At 64.5% G+C, this 25994-nt stretch carries 22 protein-coding genes; 3 read left to right on the top strand and 19 right to left on the bottom strand.

Annotated features, from left to right (window positions below; translation table 11 throughout):
- Positions 1–15 precede the first annotated feature (15 nt).
- The 11 genes from dnaE to H566_RS0107890 form a co-directional block, all read right to left on the bottom strand.
- A complete protein-coding gene (gene dnaE / locus H566_RS23730) occupies positions 16–3537 on the bottom strand; it encodes a DNA polymerase III subunit alpha (RefSeq protein ID WP_084544877.1) in 3522 nt (1173 codons plus the stop codon).
- A 43-nt stretch (positions 3538–3580) separates the two neighbouring features.
- Entirely contained in the window at positions 3581–4015 is a 435-nt protein-coding gene (locus H566_RS28160; protein WP_028311019.1) for a type IV pilin protein, read from the bottom strand.
- Positions 4012–7704: a pilus assembly protein gene (locus H566_RS28155; RefSeq protein WP_169732505.1), complete on the bottom strand. Its 3693-nt coding sequence runs from the start codon at positions 7702–7704 to the stop codon at positions 4012–4014. Before H566_RS28155 ends, H566_RS28160 begins: the two co-directional genes overlap by 4 nt.
- Before the next feature lie 10 nt (positions 7705–7714).
- Positions 7715–8167 carry a pilus assembly PilX family protein gene (locus H566_RS28150; RefSeq protein WP_169732504.1) on the bottom strand — a complete coding sequence of 151 codons (453 nt, stop codon included), beginning with the start codon at positions 8165–8167 and terminating at the stop codon, positions 7715–7717.
- Positions 8168–8211: 44 nt separating this feature from the next.
- Positions 8212–9093 carry a PilW family protein gene (locus tag H566_RS0107915; RefSeq protein WP_084544875.1) on the bottom strand — a complete coding sequence of 294 codons (882 nt, stop codon included), beginning with the start codon at positions 9091–9093 and terminating at the stop codon, positions 8212–8214.
- Positions 9090–9641: a type IV pilus modification protein PilV gene (pilV, locus tag H566_RS27350; RefSeq protein WP_156924335.1), complete on the bottom strand. Its 552-nt coding sequence runs from the start codon at positions 9639–9641 to the stop codon at positions 9090–9092. Before pilV ends, H566_RS0107915 begins: the two co-directional genes overlap by 4 nt.
- Positions 9638–10219: a GspH/FimT family pseudopilin gene (locus tag H566_RS28145; protein ID WP_169732503.1), complete on the bottom strand. Its 582-nt coding sequence runs from the start codon at positions 10217–10219 to the stop codon at positions 9638–9640. The genes pilV and H566_RS28145 overlap by 4 nt, the downstream gene beginning before the upstream one ends.
- Before the next feature lie 148 nt (positions 10220–10367).
- On the bottom strand, positions 10368–11270 hold the full coding sequence (cysM, locus tag H566_RS0107905; RefSeq protein ID WP_028311017.1) for a cysteine synthase CysM: 903 nt from the start codon (positions 11268–11270) through the stop codon (positions 10368–10370).
- 123 nt (positions 11271–11393) lie between these two features.
- Positions 11394–12311, bottom strand: a complete 918-nt coding sequence (gene hemF / locus H566_RS0107900; protein WP_028311016.1) for an oxygen-dependent coproporphyrinogen oxidase — start codon at positions 12309–12311, stop codon at positions 11394–11396.
- A 2-nt stretch (positions 12312–12313) separates the two neighbouring features.
- Positions 12314–13585, bottom strand: a complete 1272-nt coding sequence (gene purD / locus H566_RS0107895) for a phosphoribosylamine--glycine ligase (RefSeq protein WP_028311015.1) — start codon at positions 13583–13585, stop codon at positions 12314–12316.
- A 2-nt stretch (positions 13586–13587) separates the two neighbouring features.
- Entirely contained in the window at positions 13588–14313 is a 726-nt protein-coding gene (locus H566_RS0107890; RefSeq protein WP_028311014.1) for a YebC/PmpR family DNA-binding transcriptional regulator, read from the bottom strand.
- A gap of 191 nt (positions 14314–14504) precedes the next feature.
- On the opposite strand from H566_RS0107890, the gene H566_RS0107885 reads away from it, so the two are divergent.
- Positions 14505–16151 (top strand): helicase HerA-like domain-containing protein, encoded by a 1647-nt coding sequence (locus H566_RS0107885; RefSeq protein WP_028311013.1) that lies wholly within the window; start codon positions 14505–14507, stop codon positions 16149–16151.
- 96 nt (positions 16152–16247) lie between these two features.
- On the opposite strand, the gene H566_RS23715 is transcribed toward H566_RS0107885, so the two are convergent.
- Positions 16248–17963, bottom strand: coding sequence for a transglycosylase SLT domain-containing protein (locus tag H566_RS23715; RefSeq protein WP_245591306.1), 1716 nt, complete (start codon positions 17961–17963; stop codon positions 16248–16250).
- 200 nt (positions 17964–18163) lie between these two features.
- On the bottom strand, positions 18164–18964 hold the full coding sequence (gene gloB / locus H566_RS0107875) for a hydroxyacylglutathione hydrolase (RefSeq protein ID WP_028311012.1): 801 nt from the start codon (positions 18962–18964) through the stop codon (positions 18164–18166).
- A gap of 91 nt (positions 18965–19055) precedes the next feature.
- On the opposite strand from gloB, the gene H566_RS23710 reads away from it, so the two are divergent.
- Together H566_RS23710 and rnhA are read left to right on the top strand one after the other, a co-directional pair.
- Positions 19056–19940, top strand: coding sequence for a class I SAM-dependent methyltransferase (locus tag H566_RS23710; RefSeq protein WP_245591305.1), 885 nt, complete (start codon positions 19056–19058; stop codon positions 19938–19940).
- Positions 19941–20140: 200 nt separating this feature from the next.
- Positions 20141–20596: a ribonuclease HI gene (gene rnhA / locus H566_RS0107865; protein ID WP_028311011.1), complete on the top strand. Its 456-nt coding sequence runs from the start codon at positions 20141–20143 to the stop codon at positions 20594–20596.
- Between the two features lie 92 nt (positions 20597–20688).
- Here the strand turns inward: rnhA and H566_RS23705 are convergent, their stop codons facing one another.
- The 6 genes from H566_RS23705 to rpsA form a co-directional block, all read right to left on the bottom strand.
- Positions 20689–21069, bottom strand: coding sequence for a ComEA family DNA-binding protein (locus H566_RS23705; protein WP_169732502.1), 381 nt, complete (start codon positions 21067–21069; stop codon positions 20689–20691).
- A 182-nt stretch (positions 21070–21251) separates the two neighbouring features.
- On the bottom strand, positions 21252–22250 hold the full coding sequence (rfaD, locus tag H566_RS0107855) for an ADP-glyceromanno-heptose 6-epimerase (protein ID WP_028311010.1): 999 nt from the start codon (positions 22248–22250) through the stop codon (positions 21252–21254).
- A gap of 48 nt (positions 22251–22298) precedes the next feature.
- A complete protein-coding gene (gene lapB / locus H566_RS0107850; protein WP_028311009.1) occupies positions 22299–23483 on the bottom strand; it encodes a lipopolysaccharide assembly protein LapB in 1185 nt (394 codons plus the stop codon).
- A 13-nt stretch (positions 23484–23496) separates the two neighbouring features.
- Positions 23497–23778, bottom strand: a complete 282-nt coding sequence (locus H566_RS23700) for a LapA family protein (protein WP_051378340.1) — start codon at positions 23776–23778, stop codon at positions 23497–23499.
- A gap of 62 nt (positions 23779–23840) precedes the next feature.
- Complete coding sequence (locus tag H566_RS0107840) at positions 23841–24167, bottom strand: integration host factor subunit beta (protein WP_028311008.1); 327 nt, start codon at positions 24165–24167, stop codon at positions 23841–23843.
- 68 nt (positions 24168–24235) lie between these two features.
- Complete coding sequence (rpsA, locus tag H566_RS0107835; protein ID WP_028311007.1) at positions 24236–25930, bottom strand: 30S ribosomal protein S1; 1695 nt, start codon at positions 25928–25930, stop codon at positions 24236–24238.
- Positions 25931–25994: the final 64 nt, after the last annotated feature.

The raw sequence follows: 25994 nt of genomic DNA, 5'->3' as shown, positions 1-25994 counted from the left end.
CGGACGCGCGCGGCTTCAATACACGAGCTGCCATTCCTTCGCATTGGCAGCCTGCGCGATCGCCTTGATCTCGACGTCCTCGCACAGCACGCGCCTGTCTTCGGGCAGGCGGATCACGCCGCTCCAGCGGCCGTTTCGCACCTCAACCCATACCGGCAGCCCCATGTGCTGGAGCGGTTCGAGCTGGCCCTGAAGATCGATCGCGCGCTGCACCAGGCCGTCCTGCGGCGACTCGACCACGAGCTTCAGATGCTTGGCATGGCGCGCGCGCGCCTGGGCCAGCGTCTCGATGCTGTCCACCATGATCCGCACGCCGCCCGAGAACTCGTCCGACCGCACCACGCCCGTCACGACGATCAGCGCGTCCTCGACGAGGATGTTGCGGTAGGCGTCCACGTTCTCGCCCGTGACCATCACTTCCTGCTGCGCCCGTCCGTCGTCGATCGCGACGATCGCCATGCGCCCGCGCCGGCCCATCATCATCCGCACGCCCGACACCACGCCCGCGATCATCTGCGGCTCGCGCGACGGCTTGAGCTGGTCAAGCCAGGTGCGCGCGAACTTGCGCACCTCGCCCGCGTAGGCGTCGAACAGATGGCCCGAGAGCGAATAGCCGAACACCGTCTTCTCCTCGGTGAGCAGCTGGTGCAGCGACCACGGTTCGCACTCGACCAGCGGCGGCTCGCCTTCCACCGCGTCGTCATCGCCGAACAGGCTGTTCTGCGAGGCCGAGGCGGCGCGCTGCTCGGCGAAGTCCATCGCGAGCTGCACCGACGCGAGCACCGCGCCGCGCTCGGGATGGATCGAATCGAAGGCGCCGGCCTTGACCAGCGCCTCGATCGTGCGGCGGTTGACCGAGCGCTTGTCCACCCGCAGCACGAAGTCGAACAGCGAAGTGAAGGGCCCGCCCTTCTCGCGCGCGTCAAGGATGTTGCGGATCGCACCCTCGCCCGTGCCCTTGATGCCGCCGAGGCCGTAGCGGATGGTCTTGGCGTCGGTCGGCTCGAAGCGGTAGGCCGAGGCGTTCACGTCCGGGCCCAGCACGGTGATGCCGTTGTTGCGCGTGGCGTCGGCCCACAGGATCTTCACCTTGTCGGTGTCGTCCATCGCGCAGCTCATGTTCCCGGCGTAGAACTCGGCCGGGAAATGCTTCTTCAGGAAGGCCGTGTAGTACGACAGCAGCGCATAGGCGGCGGCGTGCGACTTGTTGAAGCCGTAGCCCGCGAACTTCTCCATCAGGTCGAACATCTCGTTCGCCTTGGGCTCGTCGATGCCGTTCTTGGCCGCGCCCTGCGCGAACAGCGCGCGGTGCTGGGCCATTTCCTCGGCCTTCTTCTTGCCCATCGCGCGACGCAGCAGGTCGGCGCCACCGAGCGAGTAGCCGCCGATGATCTGCGCCATCTGCATCACCTGCTCCTGATAGACCATGATCCCGTAGGTCTCGGAGAGGATGCTTTCGACGCGCGGGTCGGGGTATTCCACCCGCTCGCGGCCGTGCTTGCGGTCGCAGAAGCTCGGGATCAGGTCCATCGGGCCCGGCCGGTATAGCGCCACGAGCGCGATGATGTCCTCGAACTTGTCGGGCCGCGCCTTGATCAGCATGTCCTGCATGCCGCGGCTTTCGAGCTGGAACACGGCGACGGTGTTGGCCGTCTTGAGGATCTCGAAGGCGCCCGGGTCGTCGAGCGGCGTCTGGCTCAGGTCGAAGTCCTTGAACTCCGGCCGACGGTGGATGTAGCGCACCGCCCAGTCGAGGATGGTGAGCGTCGTCAGGCCCAGAAAGTCGAACTTCACGAGGCCCACGGCCTCCACGTCGTCCTTGTCGTACTGCGAGACGACGTTCGAGCCTTCCTGCACGTACAGCGGACAGAAATCGGTGAGCTTGCCCGGCGCGATCAGCACGCCACCCGCGTGCATGCCGATGTTGCGGGTGATGCCCTCGACGCGCGCCGCGAGGTCGAGCAGCGTCGCCACCTCCTCCTCGTTGCGCTCGCGTTCCTCGATCTGCGGCTCCACCTCGCGCGCGTAGATCGTCTTCTCGTCCTTGGGATTGGTGCGCTTGCGGATCGTGACCGTCTTGCCCGGCGGTGCCGGCACCAGCTTGGCGATGCCGTCGACGAAGCCGTAGCCCATGTCCAGTACTCGGCCCACGTCGCGCAGCGCGGCCTTCGCGGCCATCGTGCCGAAGGTGGCGATCTGCGAGACCGACTCGGCGCCGTACTTGTCGCGCACGTACTCGATCACCCGCTCGCGGCCGTCCTGGCAGAAGTCGATGTCGAAGTCGGGCATCGAGACCCGTTCCGGATTCAGGAAGCGCTCGAACAGCAAGTTGTAGCGCAGCGGGTCGAGGTCGGTAATGCCGAGCACATAGGCCACGAGCGAACCCGCGCCTGAGCCCCGGCCCGGCCCGACCGGCACACCGTTGTTCTTCGCCCAATTGATGAAGTCGGCAACGATTAGGAAGTAGCCCGGGAAGCCCATCTTGATGATGGTTCCGCACTCGAATTCGAGCCGCTTGTTGTACTCGGGGCGCTGGCGCTCGCGCTCCGCCGCGTCGGGAAAGAGCGTGGCGAGGCGCTTGTCGAGGCCCTCGCGCGCCAGATGCACGAGCCAGTCGTCGAGCGTGAAGCCGTCCGGCGTCGGATACAGCGGCAGCTTGGGCTTGCCGAGTTCGAGTTGCAGGCTGCACCGGCGCGCGATTTCGAGCGTGTTTTCGAGCGCCGACGGCAGGTCGGCGAACAGCTCGCACATCTCGTCCTGCGAGCGCAGGAACTGGTCCTGGGTGTACGGACGCGGGCGTTTCTGGTTGTTGAGCCGCTCGCCGGCCGCGATGCAATAGCGCGCCTCGTGGGCGATGAAGTCGTCCGGCTCGGTGAACTGCACCGGATGCGTCGCGACGATCGGCAAGCCGAGCTCCGCCGCGAGCCGCGCGGCCTCGCCGGTGTGGCGCTGCTGCTCAGGATGCGAGCTGCGCTGAAGCTCGATGTAGAAGCGATCCGGGAAGCGCGCAGCGAGCCGTTTCGCCGCCGCCTTTGCCCCGGCCGGATTACCCGCCGCGAGCAGATGGCCGATCTCGCCGTAGGCTGCGCCGGACAGCGCGATCAGGCCATCCGTGCCTTCATCGAGCCAGGACTCGATCAGCTCGGGCTGGCCGCGCACTTGGTTCGTGAGCCAAGCCTTCGACAGCAGCTCGCATAGCCGCAAATAGCCGGTGCGGTTCTGAACCAGCAGCAGCAGGCCGAAGGGATGCTCGGGATCAACGGGATTCGCAAACTGGACGTCGCAGCCGCAGATCGGCTTGACGCCCTTGCCGCGTGCTTCCTTGTAGAACTTGACGAGGCCGAACAGGTTGCCGGCATCGGTCATCGCGATCGCGGGCTGACGGTCGGCGGCCGCCTTGGCCACCATGTCGTCCACGCGGACGATGCCGTCGGAAATCGAGTATTCGGTGTGCACTCGCAGGTGCACGAAACGCGCGCGCGGCGGCGGCGGAGGGACCTCGGCGGAAGCGGAGGCTAGGGCTGCGGTGTCGGTCATCCCGCGATTGTAGAAGCCCAAGGCGGATCAACCGCCCGCCAGTTCAGCGCGCCCAGCAGGTGGTGTAGCTGCCGGAACTGTTGCCCTTGCTTCCACGATGGTCGATCGACATCGTTCCGCATTCATCCGTCGCTGACGGCCCTCCTTCGATTGGCGCCGCCGATACTGTGAAGGTCGAGCTCGACAGATCGGAAATCGAAATTGTGTACTTACCCGCCACCGTCGAATCGGCATTGATACCCGAGAGATAACTCGAATAGGCATTGACGCTGCTGCCGTAGCTGAAATTCTGGCTGCGCATCCGCTCCAGATACTGGGCTACCGCCAGCAACTGGCCACGCGCTGCAATCCGGTAGCTACGTTTCACATAAGCCGAATACTGCGGAATGGCGATCGCGGCAAGTACCGTAAGAATCACCGCCACGACCATCAATTCGATGAGGGTAAACCCGCGCACTCGTGAAGGACCAAAGCTCATTGGGTAATCTCCCGCCAATTACCACGGCGCCACAATACGCTGCCACCCAGTGTCTGATTGATCTGCTGCATACCTGTACTTGCTCCAATAGCCGTCAGACCCCGAGTGTTGTCGGTGGTCTGACGGAACAGGTAACTCAAACCGCTGGTCGTCCCCAGAATCTTGAGACCGCTTAAGCAACTACCGTCCGAGCAATTAGAAACCCCCTGCAGGCCATCCGTCACCGTGAACTGGGAAATATCGGTAGCTCCACCGGTCGCAATATTGATTGCGTAAAGAATCGACGACCCACCAAATTCACAGGTAGTGGACGACGGAGCAAACGATGTAACGTAGGCAATCCCCGCAATTGCTGTCGGCTGTGCAATGACGCGCTCTCCGGGGAGATTGGCAATATCGAGATACCAGCCGCTAGCCGTACTCAGATCAACCTTCTCGCTCGTGATCGTCACACCCACGAGACTGCCGGCGGCATTCGTGACAGAAGCCGAACTGATCGGAACCAGATTACTGCGCAACAAGCTACTGCTACGGGCCTGATCGACGATCGCATAAATGGTCTGAGTACTCGCCTGCGTGGTCGAGCCATCGCCGATCTCGAACAACTTGCCCGTACCGAAGACCACAGCAACTCGTCCATCATCAAGTCGCCAGAGCGCTGGCCTAGCGGTAATCGGCTGCGGCGTAGAAGTACTGCCCGACACCACCGCACCGGTGAAAATTGGTCTGTCGCCCGATACGCCCCACTGCTCCGGATCAAGACTTGAAAGATCAAACTTCCACAGATTGCCGAGCTTGTCACCAGCATAGGCGGCAATGATCCGACGATTGTCGTCGACGCGCACCTCGATCGACCCGAGACCATTCGGATGCGATCCATCCCCACTGTTGGTGTCGATGCGCTTGAGTATCGAACCATCATCCAAATTCAACACCAGCAACTGGGCTCGCGCCGAAAGCGAAGCATCAGCTCCCAGCGAAGCGCTCTCATAACCATTTGGAACCAGCGCAACCCACTTGTGCCCTTGATCAGTATTAACCACTCCAATACGACTGGCTGCAATCGTGTAGCCAAGCGCTTCATATCCCGAGTCGCTGGCGCTTTTCTCCCACAGCACCGAACTCGCTCCCAGCTGACTTGGATCAGAAACATCAAGCGCAAATATGGTCTTACCACCGGCGCCGGTTGCACCCAACAAAATCGTGCGCCATGCCCCTGTGCCTCCGATCGTCAAATAGGCATCGCCAATCTCCAAAGAACCATCGACGAACATTCGATGTGAATAACCAGGCTGGGTATACGCATATATATTACCGAGCACTGACTTCGGCATGTAAGCGAACTTTTCGACACCGCCCACCTTATTCCCATGTGAGTCAGTTGCCTGAGCACTGGCATCGAAACCATGAAGCATTCCGTCATTACTGCCGATATAAATCATTTTACGACGGGAGGCAAAACTGCCGGAAAGGGTGCTCAGATAGGTCGATTGCCCCGGAACACCGGACGGCAACAGATCATAAGCATAGTCATCGCCATTTCCGACCAGAGCCACGCTACTATCCAGAATATCTCCAAGTACATTGGTATACGCGATACCAGACGTATGGTGGTATTCGGTACGACGAGTGCGGAACCGATAGCTTGAATAACTTGAACTGGTGGGAGTGACCGTTACCGGACGCTTTCCGACTTCAAACTCCGTAACACCACGAAGATAATCAATCACGCCCGAATCATTACCCAGCGCCGCCTTTTGATCGTCTCCCAAGTTATCCCAAAAAAGTTCCACAGTATTGTTCGTGGAATTTTTGGTATAAATCGAACGGCGATCCGGAATCGGCAACTGCTCTGATGCCGCCCAGTACATGCTGCCATTGGTACTGGAAGTCGCATTTCTCAGGCGATAGTATTCAAGATCGCCGGACCAATAAGTTGGATCGTAATTCGAGTAGAAAATGCCGCTACTGTCGCTGTAAACTCGGGACTCAGAAATCGACCCGGCAGTACTACCGTTTGCATCGTTAATTTCGGCCAGCACCGACTCCATTTGGCCTTTCAGCGCACTGGGATTGGTTGCGCTGTAATACCCCCCACGTGCATTGACTGCCGCATGCCACAAATCGTCGATCTTCCACAGATTCGCGCCTCTCGTACTATCCCAAGACCATGGATCATTCCAAGTGAGCGCCGCAAGATCGCTGCTCGGATCGCGTGATCCGTTGACTCCCATTCCGACAGTAAACAGCGACAGATGTTGCCAGAACGCCGAATCTCCAGTAGTGGGTTGCACCGCATTTTCCATTGTCGGCTGGAGGTCCCGATTCCAGTAGTACATCGCCACATCGGCAAGCGTGGACTGGCTGGATGGTCCGGCATAGGGAGCGATTGGCTCGTAGTGTGTCTCAGAGGTCCCTGAACTGCGCCCAATGACAGGCCCATTCTCATTGTCCACGTCCCCCAGGCTCACACTATCGTTCCAGTAGCCGTCGGTAATTAGCACCGCATAAGAACGGCGACAACTCAATGGGGCGTCATTGGAGGCAGTGCCCGGCGTGGCACGCCAGGGGCTACCAATATCGGTCGAGGCATCTCTGCTGAAATAACTGCCGACAGCGTGCAAGGTAGTAAGCAGCGGAGTGGAGCCATCTGTACCCAAATCTCCCGCATAAAGCCTGCGCATCACCGCCGTGCGATCGCCTCCGCCAAAAGGGCGTACCGGCATGGTGACTCGAGGAGTCGCGACTCCGTCAATGCTAGTAGTCGAGCTGTGACTGGTTTGCGTATAGCCGAGACGGAACTGATTTTCCGATTGCGAAGCAAATGCCGCCCCTACCGCACCACGCGCAACCAGAAGTCGGGTTCGATAGTATTGAAACCAGTTGGCAAAATTCTGCATTTCTTCAGCATAAGTACATGTACTACCACCACAGTCAGTGCGCGCAGCTGCCTTTGCAAATGTCTGAATAGAGCCATCATCGTTGGCAGGCTTGATGACATGCCGGACGTAGGAACTAGGCAGATTCTTGTCCGCATAGATCCGCGCACCCGTTGACGAATCGATCGTGTAATTGAGGGTGTAATACGTCCCCATATAGAAACTTCGAACAACGGGGATAGCGGAAGAACCAGCCGCACTGTCGAACCAAAACGCCCTGAGGCTTTGCTGATCTGCCAGATTTACCGTGCCACGGGTCAATTCCGGGTGCATAGGGTCCCAATAAGCAGCTGTTGGCGAAGCAGCTGCCATTTCAGTGCCGTCGGAATTTAGCCAAGGGCGGTAATTGACCTCGGGATTGTAATAAATAGTATTTATCTGAGCACAGCGCCGCTGCGCAACATAAAGCTCATCATCAAAACTGAGCGACTGATGAAAATAGCCAACCAATGTGCGACCACTGTAATAAGCCCGCATCGGCACAAGAGGAGTTATGCTGGCAAAAATCGTATCGCGCGTGGACGTGGCGTATGTCTGCGGAAACATGGGCCAACTATCTTCTATCAATCCATCTGGCATGGACTCCTGCATCATCGATTCCGAATCATCCATGATCAGCATGATATTCGGAGGCGGCAATCTTGAATTCAGCAATGGCAATTGAGAAATACTGCTGGTGGCCGAAGCCACTTCATGTGCAGCCCATATGACCAACACGAAGGCAATTTGCCTGAAAAAACGGATGTTCATCTTGCTTGTTTCAAAGCGATGGGAAGACAGACTGGACCATGACTTCGGTACCGCCATCCGACCGGCTTGCACGAACTGTCGCACGATAGCCGTAACGCGATTCCAACAAGAACCCGCCCCCGACTTGCCCGGTACCGAGCCAGATGTTTTCAGCCATGCATTTGACACTGAACTCGCGGGAACTCGGTGAGTAATCCACGACCGCAGCATTACCGTTCCAATTGGAAGCGACTGCCCAATAATTCGGATCAGCACTGGTGGGCCGAGCTCTTGCCGTGCCCGTAAAGGTTCCAGCCAGTAGTGCATCCTGGCATTTTCGCAATCCGCTTTCGGCATACTCGAACACAAGCTGCCGATCACGAATGTTGGACGCGATTCGTTCTTCGCTCGTTGCTGAACGCAGTGCAATCACACCCAGCATCGTGAGCATCGTTAGCATGATCAAGGTAATGATCAAGACCATGCCTTGCGATTGCTTCCGAGATATCTCCAAGGAACGTCGAATTTTCATGGCCGATACGTCTTATTGCGAAGCATCACGGTTGCCTTGAATTGCTGGCGGTAATACCCGTCAGCCGTGACCGGCGCGCCATCGCAGTCCATGGTATTGACCGAGTCCCTTGATGGATTCTTGCGCGTCGAGCGCAGCAACAGGCAGAACTCGACGCTTTGCACCCTTGAGAAATCGAATTGTGGACTGGACTGAGCCATCTCCTCACGAATTTCGGTAGCAGTCAGCGTGCGATCGATTGAAAAATCATGGTCGGAATCTATGCCGTAACGGACCTCGAATTGCTCGACACCTGGAATGACCGGAGCTGCCTTGCTGCCGCCTCGGCAATAGAGGGTATAGATATCGTCAGCAGCACCGGTTTCACCGTGATCGATCGCCACGTAATAGGTATTGACGATGGTCGCGATGCTGGTTCCGTTGGTGGTATCAGCGACCGCTTCGTCACCAACGCAATCGAGGTCGGTCGTACCAGTGGCGTGATGCGCGATAGCAATAGAGTCACGGATATCGCTGAGAGTGCCGCAACCGGCACTGGCCGATTGATCATTGGCAAATTGGCCATCACATCCGTTTACTGCATAACCGACGCCGGAGCTGTTCTGACCAGTGCGTTGGCTTCCCTTGAACGCGGAGCCTTCTGCGCTGCTCAGATAGCGGCCGTACCCGGCCATGCGTAGCTGTTCGCTGAGCAATTGGACGGCCAGCCGCCCATTGCTTCGGACTTCAACCACGCTGTCGTTCACGCCCCCTGAAGTGCGGGAGGCCATGTAGAGCGCCGACACGGCGATCGACATGCCCAGTCCGACGGCCATCGCGACCATCAGCTCGATCAGGCTGCGGCCGGCCTGCCGCTTCTTCATCCGAATGCGCTTCATGGCCACACCATGATCGTGTAGCAGCGGACGCCCTCAATGGAGACATCGGTCGCCGCTCCACTGACGGCAGGCGCAGGGCAAGTGAAGGCGTCAGCGGTGCCACTGCGGGTCCCAGCCTCCTGATCCGGCTCACGCCACATCACCGTGATGTGATAGGCACCGTCGCTAGCGGACACGTATACCCAAGGGTCGGGCAGTTGAGCCGAAGCGTCGTGGATCCACCACGAGTGGAGATCGTGCTCCGCAATTTGGGTCGGCGTGCAATCGGCCGAGCAGTCGGCATCGACCGGTGCCGTCGTCTTGTAGGCGTTCGTGAAGACATAGGCGGTGAGCGTCTTGCCCGCCTTTTCGTTGGCCCGGATGCGATCCGCCAGATTGGAAGCCAGCAAGGCGGCCGTGCCCCGGTAGCCGGCGACGGTCTGCATGCGTGCCCCCTGCAACTGCATGCCGGCCAGCCCGAGCAAGGCGACGGCAGAGACGGCCATGGTGACAAGCACCTCGATGAGCGAGAAACCTGCACCCCAGCGCGAGCGGCGAAAAGGCTTCAACACTCGCTCCCTGTTCTGTCGGCGCGCCGCAGGCGGCCGGTAGCTGCAAGGACCAGGCAACTCACCTTGCCGACAACTGGAAAGGCAACGGTGAAGGTCATGCCGCTCATGCCAGGAGCTGGATAGCCCAAGGGATGGAACTTGACACAGGCACCAGAAGTGCTGTTGGCCGTGACGCGAATGCGCTGTGCCGTGGGATCGGGGGCGTCGTAGATACGCACCACCGTGGTATTGCTGGAGGTCGGACAGTCAGTGATCGAGCCGGTGTCCGACAGGTTCAGCACCAACCAGCCATGGCTCCAGTCATGGACAGATCTCGTGCCATCGGAACTGCAAAAGTCGCTGGGAAGGCCGTCGGCAGTGACTCCACGCGGGCAGATTGCCATGTAGCCACGCGTACGAATGGCTTCTTCCCGCGTCAGATTGAGCGCGCCAGTCAGATCCATCGCCACAGAATCGGCTTGGTTGCGCTGGATGACGCTTTGAAACGCCGGTACTGCAATGGCCGCCAAGATGGCCGAAATCGCCATCACCACCAACAATTCAACGAGGGTAAAGCCCCGTTCTGCCTGTCCCATCCCCATTCCCGCATCATGTGTTTGCGGTCGAGGGTAGCCAGCGACCGACAAGCGGCCATTTGCATCTCAGGGGCTTCGGATCGGAGGCCTTTCGTCAGGGATGAGCGGCTTCTCACGTGATGGACGTCACGCTTCCACCGTTCGTCGCTCAAGCAGGGAAAACACCGGTCGATAAATAACGGTCGCCGCGGTCGCAGACAATAAACACGATGGTGGCGTTCTCGACCCGTTCGGCCACTCGCAGGGCCACGCAAAGCGCTCCCGCCGCCGACACGCCCGCGAAGATGCCCTCCTCCGCCGCGAGCCTGCGCACCATGTCCTCGGCGTCGCTCTGGCTGACGTACTCCATCACGTCGACCATCGCCGGGTTGTGGATCTTGGGCAGGTACTCGACCGGCCATTTGCGGATGCCCGGGATGCTGCTGCCGTCGGTGGGCTGGCAGCCGACGATCTGGATCGCCGCACTGACTTCCTTTAGATAGCGGCTGACGCCGTTGATCGTGCCGGTCGTGCCCATGCTCGACACGAAGTGGGTGATGCGGCCGTCGGTGTCGCGCCAGATTTCCGGGCCGGTCGTCTCGTAATGGGCGACCGGGTTGTCGGGGTTGGCGAACTGGTCGAGCACCTTGCCCTTGCCTTCCTTTTCCATCTGGTCGGCGAGGTCGCGGGCGTATTCCATGCCGCCGGCGCGCGGGGTCAGGACGATCTCGGCGCCGAACGCGGCCATGGCCTGGCGGCGTTCGATGCTGAGGTTCTCCGGCATGATCAGGATCATCTTGTAGCCACGGATCGCGGCGGCCATCGCGAGCGCGATGCCGGTGTTGCCGCTGGTGGCCTCGATGAGGGCGTCGCCGGGCTTGATGTCGCCGCGCGCCTCGGCGCGGGCAATCATGCTCAGGGCCGGACGGTCCTTGACGCTGCCGGCCGGATTGTTGCCTTCGAGCTTGCCCAGAATGATGTTGCCGCGCGCCTCGATCGCCGCGCCTGGAATGCGCTGGAGGCGCACGAGGGGCGTGTTGCCGATGGTGTCTTCGATCGTCTTGTAGCGCATGGCGGCGTCCTCGGGCTCGTTGTTGGAAGAGTGGCCGAGGATTCTACGCAGCCGGTTCCGGCGCTTCCGGAACCTGTGGAAATGAAGGCGCCGCGCTGCTGAATAAGCAGCAGCGGCGCGGCTTCAGACCCAGTCGCGCGGCGGGAGGAAGCGTTCGAGCAGCTCGGCTTCGCGGCTGCCCGCTTCGGGCGCGTACTGGTAGCGCCAGTTGGCGATGGGCGGCATCGACGCGAGGATGCTTTCGGTGCGACCGCCCGATTGCAGGCCGAACAGCGTGCCCCGGTCCCAGACGAGGTTGAATTCGACGTAGCGGCCACGGCGGTAGCCCTGCCAGGCGCGCTCGGTCTCGCCGTAAGCATCGTCCTTGCGGCGCTCGACGATCGGCAGGTAGGCCTTGAGGAAGGCATCGCCCACCGAGCGCAGCATCGCGAAGCTCTGCTCGAAGCCGAGCTCGTGGAAGTCGTCGAAGAAGATGCCGCCCACGCCGCGCGCCTCGCCCCGGTGCTTGAGGAAGAAGTACTCGTCGCACCAGCGCTTGAAGCGCGGATGCAGGTCGGCACCGAAGGGCGCAAGCGCATCGCGGCAGACGGCGTGGAAGTGGCGCGCATCCTCCTCGACGCCGTAGTAGGGCGTGAGATCCATGCCGCCGCCGAACCACCACACGTCCTGCTCGCCGCTGCCCTCGGGCGCGCGGGCGACGAAGCAGCGCACGTTCATGTGCACCGTCGGCACCATCGGGCTGCGCGGATGGAGCACGAGCGACACGCCCATCGCCTCGAAGCCGCGCCCGGCCAGCTCGGGCCGGTGCGCGCTCGCCGAGGGCGGCAGCTTCGCGCCCGACACATGGCTGAACAGCACGCCGCCACGTTCGAGCAGGCTGCCTTCTTCAATGAGCCGGGTCAGGCCACCGCCGCCTTCGGCGCGCTGCCATTCATCAGCTAGGAAGGGCTGGGTCTCGAAGCGGCCGAGCCCCTCGACGATGCTGGCCTGAAGGCCCAGCAGGTAGCGCTTGACCGCCGCGGTATCGACGTGGTCCGTCATGCTCAACCCCGCTTGATGGCGCGATGGCCGATGTCGGTGCGGAACTGCATGCCCGCGAAGCGGATCGGCGCGGCGGCCTCGTAGGCCTTGTTCTGCGCGATCTTGACGCTGTCGCCCAGACCCACGACGCAGAGCACGCGACCGCCGGCCGTCACGATCTGGCCGTCCTTCGCCGCCGTGCCGGCGTGGAAGACGATGGCGTCATCACTCTCGGCCGGGATGCCCATGATCGGGTCGCCCTTGCGCGGATTGTCGGGATAGCCGTCGGACGCGAGGATCACGCACAGCGCGGTGCGGCGGTCCCATTCCATCTCGGCCTGGTCGAGCCGGCCATCGACGGCGGCTTCGAGCACCGGCAGCAGGTCGCTCTTGAGGCGGGCCATGATCGGCTGCGTCTCCGGGTCGCCCATGCGCGAGTTGAACTCGACCACGCGCGGATTGCCCGCCGCGTCGATCATCAGCCCCACATACAGGAAGCCGGTGAACGGCCGGCCTTCCGCCGCCATGCCCGCGACCGTCGGCTTGACGACCTGCTGCATCACCTTGGCGTGCAGGTCGGGCGTCACGATGGGCGCGGGCGAATAGGCGCCCATGCCGCCCGTGTTCGGGCCCTTGTCGCCGTCGAGCAGGCGCTTGTGATCCTGGGCCGAGGCCATCGCCAGCATGTGCTTGCCGTCGCACAGCACGAAGAAGCTCGCCTCCTCGCCGGCCATGAACTCCTCGATCACCACGCGCGAACCGCTGGCGCCGTACTTGGCATCGACCATGATCATGTCGACCGCCTCGTGGGCCTCGGCCAGCGTCATCGCCACGACCACGCCCTTGCCCGCCGCCAGGCCGTCGGCCTTGATGACGATCGGCGCGCCCTGGGCATCGATGTAGGCGTGGGCGGCGGCCGCGTCGGTGAAGGTTTCATAGGCGGCGGTCGGCACGCCGTGGCGCTTCATGAAGCCCTTGGCAAAGTCCTTCGACCATTCGAGTTCGGCGGCAGCCTTGGTCGGGCCGAACACGCGCAGGCCCTTGCTCTGGAACAGATCGACGATGCCCTCGGCGAGCGCCGCATCCGGCCCGATCACCGTGAGGCCGACCTTCTCGGCCAGCGCGAACTCGGCGAGCGTCGCGTGATCGGTGATCGCGACGTTCTGCAGCCGCTTGTCGAGCGCGGTGCCCGCGTTGCCCGGCGCCACGTACACGACCGTCACCTTGGGCGACTGGGCCAGTTTCCAGGCCAGCGCATGCTCGCGCCCGCCCGAACCCACCACGAGAACCTTCATGCTCAGCCTTCCAGGATGGCGGTGGTGTAGACCTGCTGCACGTCGTCGAGGTCTTCGAGCAGGTCGAGCAGCTTCTGCATCTTCTCGGCGTCCTCGCCGGCGAGCAGGGTTTCGTTGAGCGGCTTCATGGTGATTTCGGCCAGTTCGGCCTTGAGGCCGGCGGCTTCCAGCGCCTTCTTGACCGCCTCGAAATCGCCCGGCGCGCTCAGCACCTCGATGCCGCCCTCGTCGTCGGTGATGACGTCTTCGGCGCCGGCGTCGAGCGCCACTTCCATCACCTTGTCCTCGCTCGTGCCCGGCGCGAACAGGAACTGGCCACAGTGCTTGAACATGAAGCTGACCGAGCCGTCGGTGCCGAGGTTGCCGCCGGTGCGCGACAGCGCATGGCGCACTTCGGCGACGGTGCGGACCTTGTTGTCCGTCATGGTGTCGATCATGAGCGCGGCGCCGCCGACGCCATAGCCTTCGTAACGGATTTCCTCGTAGGTCACGCCTTCGAGGTTGCCGGTGCCGCGGTCGATCGCGCGCTTGATGTTGTCGGCCGGCATGTTCTGTTCCTTGGCCTTGTCGATGGCCAGGCGCAGACGCGGGTTGGAGGTGATGTCACCGCCGCCGACCTTGGCCGACACGGTGATTTCGCGGATCAGCTTGGTCCAGACCTTGCCGCGCTTCTCGTCCTGACGGCCCTTGCGGTGCTGGATGTTGGCCCATTTGGAGTGTCCGGCCATGGCGCTTCCTCGTCCTTGCTTGTATCCCCTTGCGGCTGGCGACGCGGGCTTGCGAGCGCCGGGCTGTCGGGGAATTGTTCGTAGAATCAAAGCCTTTCATTTTAGCAGCCGGGCCGCGCGCCCTCGGGCTCCGCGCACATGGCCGGCCTCAAGCGATTGCTCCTCGCCAACCCAACCGACCTTCGCGCCACATGACCACGCCCATCCTCGTCGCCCGCACTGCCCGCGCCTCGATCGAACTGCTGCCGTCGGTCGCCAACCGCCACGGCTGCATCACCGGCGCGACCGGCACCGGCAAGACCGTGACGCTCCAGCGCCTCGCCCACGAATTCTCGGCGCGAGGCGTGCCGGTGTTCATGGCCGACGTGAAAGGCGACCTCTCGGGCATCGCCCGCCCCGGCCGGCCGAGCGACAAGATGGCCGCCCGCCTCGCCGAACGCGGCATCGAGGTGCCGCCGTCCGAGGCCTGCCCGGTCACCTTCTGGGACGTGTACGGCGAACTCGGCCATCCGGTGCGCGCGACCGTGTCCGATCTCGGCCCGCTGCTGCTGGCCCGCCTGCTCGGCCTGAACGAGACCCAGACCGGCGTGCTCAACCTCGTGTTCAGGATCGCCGACGACGAAGGCCTGCTGCTGCTCGACATGAAGGACCTGCGCGCGATGTGCGCCCACGTTGGCGAGAACGCGAAGAGCTACACGACCGAGTACGGCAACGTCTCGGCGGCGTCGATCGGCGCGATCCAGCGCGGCCTGCTCGCAGTCGAGCAGCAGGGCGGCGACCGCTTCTTCGGCGAGCCGATGCTCGACATCGACGACCTGATGCAGACCGTGGGCGGCCGGGGCGTGGTCAATCTGCTCGCCGCCGACAGGCTGATGCAGGCGCCCAAGCTCTACTCGACCTTCCTGCTCTGGCTGCTGTCGGAGCTGTTCGAGCGGCTGCCCGAGGTGGGCGATGTGGAGCAGCCGAAGATCGTCTTCTTCTTCGACGAGGCGCATCTGCTGTTCGACGAGGCGCCCAAGGTGCTCGTCGACAAGGTCGAGCAGGTGGTGCGGCTGATCCGCTCCAAGGGCGTCGGCGTGTACTTCGTGACGCAGAACCCGCTCGACATTCCCGACAGCGTGCTGGCCCAGCTCGGCAACCGCGTGCAGCACGCGCTGCGCGCCTTCACGCCGCGCGACCAGAAGGCGGTGAAGACGGCCGCCGAGACGATGCGGCCGAATCCGCGCATCGACGCGGTCAAGGCGATCCAGGAACTCGGCATCGGCGAGGCGCTCGTGAGCCTGCTCGACGAGCATGCGACGCCGTCGATCACCGAGCGCGGCTGGATCGTGCCGCCGGGCTCGCAGCTCGGGCCGATCACGCCGGAAGAAAGGCGCGCGGTGATGGCGGGCTCGCTGGTCGCCGGCGTGTACGACGAGACGCTAGACCGGGACTCGGCCTATGAACGGCTTACCGGCAAGCCGGCGCCGACCGCCACGCGGCGCGAGGCGCACGACGGCGGTGAAGGCTCAACCACTGTGACCAGCCACGTGCCCGAACCCAGCGCTGCCGAAGCAATGAAGGACGAACTCGGCGGGCTGTTCGGCAGCCCCGCAGGCCGGCCGGCACCGCGCGGCATGCCCGACGTCGAGACACGCGACTGGCGTCCCGGCCCGAGCGCACCACGCCCGGAATCCGCTGCCCGCCGCGCGCCGGCCGAAACGCGCGCACCGACGCGTCGCACCGATTCACTGCTCGAAACCGTGGCCAAGAGCGCACTGCGCTCCATGGGCACGACAGTGGGGCGGGAGATCGTACGCGGCGTGCTCGGCAGCATCCTGGGCGGTCGTCGCCGCTGACCGCGGGCGGCGCGCCCGTCATCACGCGGGACGGGGCGTTCCGACTACGGTCACGCGGTCAGTTCGGAGCGTCAAGCGGCTGCGCCACCGGGCGGATCAGCGTCGGCGCACCGGCACCGGCGCCACGACGCGCACATGGTTGGCGTCGTGATGCAGCACCGTCGCCTTTTCCACCGCGACGGTCTTGGACGTCTTCGCCCCCTTGCCGGTGACGGTGGCCAGACCTGCGCTTGCCACCGTGGACGCGACCTTCACGGCCTCGCGGCCAGCCTGCTCGACATAGACAGCCAGACGCTGGCCGGCGCTGAGCTTGTCGTTCGCGTCGAGCTTGTTCCACTGCCGCACGTCAGCCACCGAGACGCCCGAGCGCCGCGCGAACTCGGCCACGGTCTCGCCCCGGCGCGCGGTGAGCATCACGCGGCGGCTCGGCACGATCTCCGGCTCGAAGGCCACATGGGTGTCACGCAGCGCGGCGTCGGGCACGGCGGCGTTGGCGTCGGAATCGCCGTTGCGCGGCACGATGAGCGTGGCGCCGGCACGCACCAGCATGCCGCGCGGAATGTTGTTGAGCGCGCGCAGCGCCATCGGGTCCATGCCGTAGCGGGAGGCGATGGTCTCGACGCGCTCGCGCCGGCCGACGGTGGTCGTCGTGTAGTTGGCGAGCGCGCCGTCGGCGGCGTCGAGCGCCTTCTGGAAGCCCTCGACGCGATCGACCGGCAGCACGATCTGGGCGCCGGTCGCGGCCAGGATCACCGGCCGGTTGAACGAGGGATTGAGCGCGCGGAACTCTTCCGGCGTCATGCCGGCGAGCCGGGCGGCAGTGTTGACGTCGATGTCGCGCGTGGCCGGCACGGTCGCGAAATAGCGTTCGTTGTCGATGCGCGGCAGGTCGATGCGGAACTCGCCGGGGTTGGCGACGATGTTCTTCACCGCCTGGAGGCGCGGCACGTAGTTGCGCGTCTCGGCCGGCATGTCGAGGCTCGCGTAGTCAGTCGGCAGGCCCCTGCGCTGGTTCTTCTCGATCGCGCGCTGCACCGCACCCTCGCCCCAGTTGTAGGCGGCGAGCGCGAGATGCCAGTCGCCGAACATGTCGTGCAGCTTGCCCAGGTAGTCGAGCGCGGCGCGGGTGCTTTCGAGCACGTCGCGGCGATCGTCGCGGAACAGGTTCTGGCGCAGCCCGAAGGTCTTGCCCGTGCCCGGAATGAACTGCCAGATGCCCGAGGCGGCCGCCGGCGACAGCGCCTGGGGATTGAAGGCCGACTCGATGAAGGGCAGCAGCGCGATCTCGGTCGGCATGCCGCGTCGCTCGATCTCGTCGACGATGTGGAACAGATAGCGCGAGGCGCGCTCGGCGGTCTGGCGCACCTGCTGCGGCCGCTCGGCATACCAGCGCTCGCGCGCCTCGACCAGTTGCGACGACAGGTCGGGCATGCTGAAACCGCGCCGGATGCGCTCCCACAGATCAGGCGGCGCCATGTCGAACGAAGTGGCGAGCACGCCGCCCGCGCCCCCCACGGACGACGGTGCCAGCACCATGCCTGCACCCGCCGCGCCACCCGGCTGGGCGACGAATCCGGTGCCCGCGCTGGCCGCCGACAGCGACCAGCTCTCGCCCTGCCCCGCCTCGCCTCGCGCCGCGTGCGCGTCTGCGCCCTGGGCCGCGGCCACCGCATCGATGCCGGTCGCAGCCGCCATCGCCGTCTCGGCATGCGCCACGCCCGATGCGCCCGCGCCGACGATGCAGCCACCGACGAACAGGCCGGCGAGTTTGAGGACGAGGGGACGGACAGCGGGCAGGGGTTGACGGGACACGCGTGGATTCCTGATGTAACTGACTGCGAGGGATCGGAAGGCATCGCGTCTGGCGAGGCCCGCGCGGGATGCGCATTGGCGGCAGATCGACCTGCTGAATGCCGCCGGAAAGGAGCGGGGCGAGTCTAGCGAGGCTGCTTCCCGAGCGTCAACGCAGCCTGCCGGATCGTGAAACGCCGGCCATGCCTGCCTGCGCGAAATCAGGAAAACACATTCTTCCAGGCCCGCAGCACGGCAAAGCTGCGCTCCGCACCGGTCAGGCCCTCCCAACTCACGGACTGGCGGGCCACCTCCGGCAGTTGCTCGGCCTCGCTGGCGCGCGCCTGCACCGCCGGATCGGCGGCGCGCAGAAAAGGGTTGGTTTCGAGTTCGAGCGCGATGCTTGACGGCAAGGTCGGCCGACCGGCGGCGCGCAGCTCCCGCGCCCGTGCCTCGCGCTCGGCAAGCACGCGGTTGCCCGGTTCTACCGCGCGCGCAAACTTCAGGTTGCCGAGCGTGTATTCATGCGCGCAATGCACGGCGGTCGAACCGGGCAATCGTGCGAGCCGCGACAGCGAGGCCCACATCTGCGCCGGCGTGCCCTCGAACAGCCGGCCGCAGCCGGCCGCGAACAGCGTGTCGCCGCAGAACAGCGCCGCCAGTCGCGGGATGAAATAGGCGATGTGGCCGCGCGTATGGCCGGGCACAGAGATCACCTCGACCGTCTGGCCGAGCAGTTCGAAGCGCTCGCCACCCACATGCGGCTCGGTCACGCCGGCGATCGCTTCGGCCGCCGGGCCGTGCACGACGCAAGGCTGCTCGGCGCTCAGCGCGGCCACGCCGCCGGTGTGATCGGCGTGGTGATGCGTGAGTAGAATCGCCGCCAGCGCGAGTCCGCGCTCCGCCAGCGCGTGACGGACGACCTCGGCATCGCCCGGATCGACCACCGCCGCGCGGCTGCCATCCTCGATCAGCCAGAGATAGTTGTCGGCAAACGCCGGCAGGGCGTGAACGGCAAGCATGCAACGACTCCTGGTTTCCAGTTCCCGATACCGCGACGGCGCGGCCCGAGCCGGCCTACGGCTCGAAGGGCCAAGCCTAGCCCATCAGGCCATGGGCGCGCCCGACCAGGCCATGGAGCCGCGCGGCTGCGCCGGTCCGCCCGGCGGCGCGCCCGATCCCGGCAGCACCGAGCTGGCCCGCTTCTTCGACTCTGCACGCGGGCGCTATCTGCTGGCCTGGGAACAGCATCAGTTCGACATGCGCGTGGGCGACATTTTCGGCTTCAACGCCGGCCAGTTGGGGCTGCCCGAACTCGACTGCCTGCGCACCAACCGCATGCCCTTCGTCTTTGCCACGGCCGAGAACGCCTTCGACGGTCGGCGCATGCTGGCCGGTACCCGTTGCGGCGCGCTGGTCGAAAGCCGCTTCGAGGCCCTGCCATTCGCAAGCCAGTCGATCGACCTGCTCGCTCTGCCGCACACGCTCGATTTCTCGTCCGACCCGCATCAGGTGCTGCGCGAGGTCGAGCGCGTGATCGCGCCGGAAGGCCGGATCGTCATCACCGGCTTCAATCCCTTCTCGTTCTGGGGGCTGTCGCACATGGTCGCACGCGCGGCCGGCGGCGGCCTGCTGCCGCCCAAGGCTGACGGCACCCATGCCCAGTTCATGAGCCTGATCCGCCTGAAGGACTGGCTGAAGTTGCTGAACTTCGAGATCGAGGGCGGTGCCTTCGGCTGCTACCGTCCACCGGTGCGCACCGAGGGCTGGCTCGATCACACGCGCTGGCTGGAGCCGGCGGGAGACCGCTGGTGGCCGGTGTTCGGTGGCGTGTACCTGATTGTCGCGGTCAAGCGTGTGGCCGGCATGCGCATCATCGGGCCCGCGTGGAAGTCGCGCGCTCAGGCAGCGCCCAGCCTGGCGGCGGCGACGCGTGGCTGCCAGGGCAGCCTGCGCCTGATCCTCGACGACAACGTCGCGGAGCGTGCGCGTCCGTGATCCGCCGCGATGGACGACCGGTCCCGCCGCGGACGCGATGAGCCCGCCGCGACCGCAAGCTCCGTCAGCACCCGCCGGCCTGACCGCCGCGCGGGACGAATGTTTTCTCCGGGCCGGACCGCACCGACCCGCATCACCGACGGCGCCGCACCATCCGGCCGGCGCCAGCAACAAGAAGGAATTCCGCCTTGACGCAAGCAATGCCGGGCAGCAAGCCCGTGGTCGAGATCTATGCCGATGGCGCCTGCAAGGGCAATCCAGGGCGCGGTGGCTGGGGCGCGATCCTGCGCACCCGGCGCGACGACGAATGGGTCGAGAAGGAGATGTTCGGCGGCGAGGCGCTGACGACCAACAACCGCATGGAACTGCTCGCCGTGATCAGCGCGCTCAAGGCGCTCACCCGTCCCTGCCAGGCGACGGTGTTCACCGACTCGCAGTACGTGCAGAAGGGAATCAGCGAGTGGATCCACGGCTGGAAGGCGCGCGGCTGGAAGACGGCCTCGAAGGAGCCGGTCAAAAACGCCGACCTCTGGCGCGAGCTGGATCAGCTCACCGCCGGCCATGAACTTCGCTGGGAATGGGTGCGCGGCCACAACGGCCACGAGGGTAACGAGCGCGCCGACGCGCTCGCCAACAAGGGTTGCGCGGCGGGCTGAGCCGGCCCGCCTCCCGTGGTCCACCAACGCTGCGATCCGCGGTGCCCGCGAACAGGGCGATGAGCAGGCGCGGCTAGCCCGCCGTGGCCCGCTCAGACGCCCGACTTGCCACCTTGCTCGTCGCGCGGTGTGAGCGTCAGGCCTGAAGCACGCATCTGGTCGGCGGTCTTCTCGCCGATCCCGGGCACGCGCGCGCTCAGGTCGGCCCAGGAACGGAACGGTCCGTGGGCCTCGCGCTCCTTGAGGATCAGCGCGGCCTTGCTCGGGCCGATGCCGCGCGCGGATTCGAGTTCGGCCTGTGTCGCCGCGTTCAGGTCCACCGCCGTCGCGCCGTGCCAGACGGCGAGCGAGGTGACGCTGATCATCAGCATGCGTTTAAGCATTTTGAAGCTCCCGGAAATGAGGCGGCGGACGCATCCGCCGGTTTCCGGGAATGACGGCAGGCCGCCGTCGGGACTGAAGCGCGAATTCATCATGCGAGGCTCCGACCGTTTGCTGTAAACGGCGAAGCGTCGCGCGCGGCGCCGCCACTGAGTCCTCTCAAGGACGAAGCAAGCCGTGAAATCCGCGCCATGCGAGGCCGGCCGGCACGCCCGCCGCCCACTGGCGCCCCCTTCGCCGCGACCGCCCGTCGGGATCGCCCCGGGAACTCAGCTCAGCCGGCGAGCAGCGTCTTCACGTAGCGCCGCACGCCCTCTTCCACGCTCAGGAAGGGCGCCTTGTAGCCGGCGGCGCGCAGGTTCGTGAGGTCGGCCTGGGTGTGCGCCTGATACTTGCCCTTGAGCGCCTCGGGGAAGGGCTGGTAGCGCAACTGGCCACCGGCCACCAGTTCCGGCAGGGCCAGCGCGGCCCGGCCTTCGGACTCGCGGATTGCGTTGACAACCGACGACGCCACGTCATTGAACGGCTGGGCGCGCCCGCTGCCGCAGTTGACGATCGCGTAGACCTGCCGCTCGCTCGCACGGTCGAGGAAGAAGGCATTGACCGCGCACACATCGTCCACATAGACGAAATCGCGCTCCTGCCCGCCGTCGGGATAGCCGTGCGAGCCCTCGAACAGGCGCACATGTCCTTCTGCGCGGAACTGGTTGAAGTTGTGGAAGGCCACCGATGCCATGCGTCCCTTGTGCTGCTCACGCGGGCCGTAGACGTTGAAGTAGCGCAGCCCCACGACCGGCGCCGTGAGCGAGCTAGCCGCACGCCGCACGATCTGGTCGAACAGCAGCTTCGAGTAGCCGTAGACGTTGAGCGGCTTCTCGTTCTCCGGCGATTCGACGAACACCGTGGCCGGCCCGTAGGTCGCGGCGGACGAGGCGTAGATGAGCGGCACGCGCTTGGCCTGGCACCACTCGAACAGGCGGCGCGAGTAGCGGTAGTTCACGTCAAGCATGAAATGCCCGTCGTGATTCATCGTGTCGGAGCAGGCACCCTGGTGGAGCACACCCTCGATTCGCGGGAACTGGCCGGCTTCGAGTCGCGGCAGAAAGTCGCGGTAGTCGAAGTAGTCGGCGATCTGGCAGTCGCGCAGGTTGACGAACTTGTCGCCGGCCGTGAGATCGTCGACGACGATGATGTCGGTGATGCCGCGCGCGTTGTAGTGGCGGACGAGGTTGCTGCCGATGAAACCGGCGGCGCCGGTGATGATGAGGCTCATGCGGAAAGCTCCGGCTGAGACCGCGCCGGGCCATGCGGCCCGTGCCGGTCAGGAGGTGATGTCGAGTTCTTCGGCGCGCCGCGGCGGGTAGCTGTCCCAGTTGCGGCAACCCGGGCAATGCCAGTGGTGGCGGCTCGACTTGAAGCCGCAGCGGGTGCAGACGTAGCGCGACAGACGGCGTGTCTGGTGGTGAAGCAGGGTCTTGACGATGTCGAGCTCGCCGGCGAGGTCGGCCGGCATCTGGGCGAACCGCGCCTGCACCAGCTGCTCCAGACCGATCAGCGTCGGGCTGCGGCGCAGTTCGCGCAGCAGCAGCGCGAAGGCGGCATCGGCGCCTTCGCGCGCCAGGGTCTCGCGCGCGACGATCACCAGCACGTCATACGACGCCGATTGCGCGAGCGAGCCTTCGAGCATGCGCAGGCCATCGTCGTCGCGACCGAGGCGCTTGTAGGCGGCCATCAGCTTCTCGGCCACCAGCGCGACGTGATGCGGGTTCTGCCGGCCGAGCGCGGCCCAGGCAGCAATCGCGTCCTCCACATCGCCGGCCGCGAGCGCGAGTTCGCCGGCGAGGATGCCGGCACGCACGCTGTGCCGCATCGCGGCAAACGCCGCGGAGATCTCGCGGCCAGCCTCGTCGAAGCGCGACTGCATGATCGCGAACTGGGCCAGCTCGCAGTGGTAGTGGGCGATGCGGCCGGTCATGTCGGCGCCGGCGCGCATTTCCAGTTCGCGCGCGCAGTCGATCGCCTTCACCCATTCCTTCTCGATCTCGAAGATGTCGAGCAGGTCACGCAGCGCCTCCGCCTCGACCGACGAGCCGCGCAGCTTCTGGAAGGCGTCTTCGGCGCGATCGAACATGCCGGCCTTGAGGAAGTCGCGGCCGAGTTCGAGCAGCGCCTTGTCGCGGTCGGCCTGGGCCAGGTCCGCGCGGTCGAGCAGGCTCTGGTGGATGCGGATCGCGCGCTCGGTCTCGCCCCGGCGGCGGAACATCGCGCCGAGCGTGAAGTGCAGCTCGACCGTCTCGGGATCGCCCTGCACCGCCTCGATGAAGCTGTCGATGGCGCGGTCGGGTTGCTCGTTGAGCAGGAAGTTGAGGCCGCGAAAGTAGGAGCGCGGCAGCGACTTCGAGCCTTCGATCAGATGCTTGATGTCGACGCGCGCCGCGAGCCAGCCCAGCCCGAACGCGATGAAGGCCGCCGGCACCGCCAGCAGCAGAAGTTGTTGGGCATCCATGACGGGTTCCGGATCAGCCGAGTCGAGGCGGCTCTGGCGAGGTGGCGGGCGCCACCGTGGCCGGTGCGATCGACTCGGGTCGGCGCGACTCGGCACGACGCCGGAAGACATAGGGCAGCGTCAGCATCGCGCCGACCACCACGCCCACGAGAAAGAAGGCCAGTGCCACCAGCGCGACCGGCGCGGTCCAGTGCAGCACGAGGAGATTGAGCGTCGTTGGCGCGGTATTGATGACCGCGAACATCACGAAGACGAGGAACAGGACGATCCGCAGGACCCAGACGAGTATTCGCATGCGCTTGGCTTCTTGGCCCGGAGTGCTTGGTCAGGCGCGGATGATAAGGGAGGGGGTCGGGCTCAGTCGCCGTCGTTGCCGCGGTCGGTGTCGATGATGGGCGTGCCCACCTTGTCGTCGACGCGTTCGCGCAACTCCTTGCCGGCCTTGAAATGCGGCACCCGCTTGGCCGGGACTTCTACCTTCTGCCCCGACTTCGGATTGCGTCCCACACGCGGCGGACGCTGGTTGAGCGAAAAGCTCCCGAAGCCGCGAATCTCGATGCGATGACCCGCCGCGAGCGTTTCCGCCATCGCGTCGAGCATCGTCTTGACCGCGAAATCGGCATCCCGCGCGACAAGCTGCGGATAGCGTTCGGCCAGACGTTCGATGAGTTCGGACTTGGTCATGCGTTCTTCAAGAAAAAGGGCGGGATCGCTCCCGCCCCTTGTGGCTAGTTCAAACCGTGATCAGCGGATCAGCGGTTTTCGCTCAGCTTGGCCTTCAGCAGGGCGCCGAGGTTGGTCGTGCCCGAGGCAGCGCCCGTCTCGTTCATGCGCTGCATCGCGTCGGCGGTCTCGGCCGAATCCTTGGCCTTGATCGACAGTTGCAGGCTGCGGGTCTTGCGATCGACGTTGATGATCATCGCCGTGACCGCGTCACCTTCCTTCAGCACGTTGCGGGCGTCTTCGACGCGATCGCGGCTGATTTCGGAGGCACGCAGATAGGCTTCGACATCGCCACCGACGTCAACCACCGCGCCCTTCGCATCGACGGCCTTGATCGTGCCGCTGATGACCGAACCCTTTTCGTGGGTCGAGGCGAAGTTGTTGAACGGGTCGCCTTCGAGCTGCTTGACGCCCAGCGAGATGCGTTCGCGATCTGTGTCGATCGCCAGAACGATCGCCTCGACTTCGTCGCCCTTCTTGAACTTGCGGACAGCGTCTTCGCCCGACTCGTTCCACGACAGGTCCGACAGGTGCACCAGACCGTCGATGCCGCCCGACAGGCCGATGAACACGCCGAAGTCGGTGATCGACTTGATCGCGCCCTTCACACGGTCGCCCTTCTTGTGGTTGGCCGAGAACTCGTCCCACGGGTTGGCCTTGCACTGCTTCATGCCGAGGCTGATGCGGCGACGGTCTTCGTCGATTTCCAGCACCATGACTTCGACTTCGTCGCCGAGCTGAACCACCTTGTTGGGGGCGATGTTCTTGTTCGTCCAGTCCATTTCGGAGACGTGCACCAGACCTTCGATGCCGGCTTCGATCTCGACGAACGCGCCGTAGTCGGTCAGGTTGGTCACGCGACCGAACAGGCGGGTGCCTTGCGGGTAGCGACGGGCCAGACCAATCCACGGGTCATCGCCCAGCTGCTTGACGCCCAGCGAGACGCGGTTCTTTTCCTGGTCGAACTTGAGGACCTTGGCGGTGACTTCCTGACCCACCTGGAGCACTTCGCTCGGGTGGCGGACACGGCGCCAGGCCAGGTCGGTGATGTGCAGCAGACCGTCGATACCGCCGAGGTCGACGAACGCGCCGTAGTCGGTGATGTTCTTGACGACGCCCTTGACGATCGCGCCTTCCTTGAGGGTTTCGAGCAGCTTGGCGCGCTCTTCACCTTGCGAGGCCTCGACGACGGCACGACGCGACAGCACGACGTTGTTGCGCTTGCGATCGAGCTTGATGACCTTGAATTCGAGGGTCTTGCCTTCGTACGGGGTCGTGTCCTTGACCGGACGGGTGTCGACCAGCGAACCCGGCAGGAAGGCACGGATGCCATTGACCATGACGGTCAGGCCGCCCTTCACCTTGCCGGTGATCGTGCCGGTGACGAGGTCGCCGGTTTCGAGGGCTTGTTCCAGGAACAGCCACGAGGCGAGGCGCTTGGCCTTGTCACGCGACAGGATCGTGTCGCCGTAGCCGTTCTCGAGGGAGTCGATTGCGACCGAGACGAAGTCGCCCGGTTGCACGTCGATTTCGCCCTGATCGTTCTTGAACTCATCGATGTTGATGAACGATTCGGACTTGAGGCCGGCGTTGACGACAACGAAGTTGTAATCGACACGCAGCACTTCGGCGGTGATCACTTCGCCGGCACGCATCTCCTGCTTGGACAGGCTTTCTTCAAACAGTGCGGCAAAGGATTCTTCAGCCAAGTTCTGGTCAGTCATGGAATGGGGTTGTAGGGGAAGCTTTTGGCGGTGCTGCAGTCCCGGTTGTTGCCTCGCCTCGTGG

Source organism: Derxia gummosa DSM 723 (assembly GCF_000482785.1).
Lineage (GTDB): Bacteria > Pseudomonadota > Gammaproteobacteria > Burkholderiales > Burkholderiaceae_E > Derxia > Derxia gummosa.
This window is presented reverse-complemented; position numbering and strand designations above follow the sequence as displayed.

Excerpts from the sequence above, each read along its gene's own strand:
- dnaE (WP_084544877.1), bottom strand. The coding sequence starts at position 3,537 with ATGACCGACACCGCAGCCCTAGCCTCCGCTTCCGCCGAGGTCCCTCCG.
- H566_RS28160 (WP_028311019.1), bottom strand. The coding sequence starts at position 4,015 with ATGAGCTTTGGTCCTTCACGAGTGCGCGGGTTTACCCTCATCGAATTG.
- H566_RS28155 (WP_169732505.1), bottom strand. The coding sequence starts at position 7,704 with ATGAACATCCGTTTTTTCAGGCAAATTGCCTTCGTGTTGGTCATATGG.
- H566_RS28150 (WP_169732504.1), bottom strand. The coding sequence starts at position 8,167 with ATGGTCTTGATCATTACCTTGATCATGCTAACGATGCTCACGATGCTG.
- H566_RS0107915 (WP_084544875.1), bottom strand. The coding sequence starts at position 9,093 with ATGAAGCGCATTCGGATGAAGAAGCGGCAGGCCGGCCGCAGCCTGATC.
- H566_RS28145 (WP_169732503.1), bottom strand. The coding sequence starts at position 10,219 with ATGGGACAGGCAGAACGGGGCTTTACCCTCGTTGAATTGTTGGTGGTG.
- cysM (WP_028311017.1), bottom strand. The coding sequence starts at position 11,270 with ATGCGCTACAAGACGATCGAAGACACCATCGGCAACACGCCCCTCGTG.
- hemF (WP_028311016.1), bottom strand. The coding sequence starts at position 12,311 with ATGACGGACCACGTCGATACCGCGGCGGTCAAGCGCTACCTGCTGGGC.
- purD (WP_028311015.1), bottom strand. The coding sequence starts at position 13,585 with ATGAAGGTTCTCGTGGTGGGTTCGGGCGGGCGCGAGCATGCGCTGGCC.
- H566_RS0107890 (WP_028311014.1), bottom strand. The coding sequence starts at position 14,313 with ATGGCCGGACACTCCAAATGGGCCAACATCCAGCACCGCAAGGGCCGT.
- H566_RS0107885 (WP_028311013.1), top strand. The coding sequence starts at position 14,505 with ATGACCACGCCCATCCTCGTCGCCCGCACTGCCCGCGCCTCGATCGAA.
- gloB (WP_028311012.1), bottom strand. The coding sequence starts at position 18,964 with ATGCTTGCCGTTCACGCCCTGCCGGCGTTTGCCGACAACTATCTCTGG.
- H566_RS23710 (WP_245591305.1), top strand. The coding sequence starts at position 19,056 with ATGGGCGCGCCCGACCAGGCCATGGAGCCGCGCGGCTGCGCCGGTCCG.
- rnhA (WP_028311011.1), top strand. The coding sequence starts at position 20,141 with ATGCCGGGCAGCAAGCCCGTGGTCGAGATCTATGCCGATGGCGCCTGC.
- H566_RS23705 (WP_169732502.1), bottom strand. The coding sequence starts at position 21,069 with ATGAATTCGCGCTTCAGTCCCGACGGCGGCCTGCCGTCATTCCCGGAA.
- rfaD (WP_028311010.1), bottom strand. The coding sequence starts at position 22,250 with ATGAGCCTCATCATCACCGGCGCCGCCGGTTTCATCGGCAGCAACCTC.
- lapB (WP_028311009.1), bottom strand. The coding sequence starts at position 23,483 with ATGGATGCCCAACAACTTCTGCTGCTGGCGGTGCCGGCGGCCTTCATC.
- H566_RS23700 (WP_051378340.1), bottom strand. The coding sequence starts at position 23,778 with ATGCGAATACTCGTCTGGGTCCTGCGGATCGTCCTGTTCCTCGTCTTC.
- H566_RS0107840 (WP_028311008.1), bottom strand. The coding sequence starts at position 24,167 with ATGACCAAGTCCGAACTCATCGAACGTCTGGCCGAACGCTATCCGCAG.
- rpsA (WP_028311007.1), bottom strand. The coding sequence starts at position 25,930 with ATGACTGACCAGAACTTGGCTGAAGAATCCTTTGCCGCACTGTTTGAA.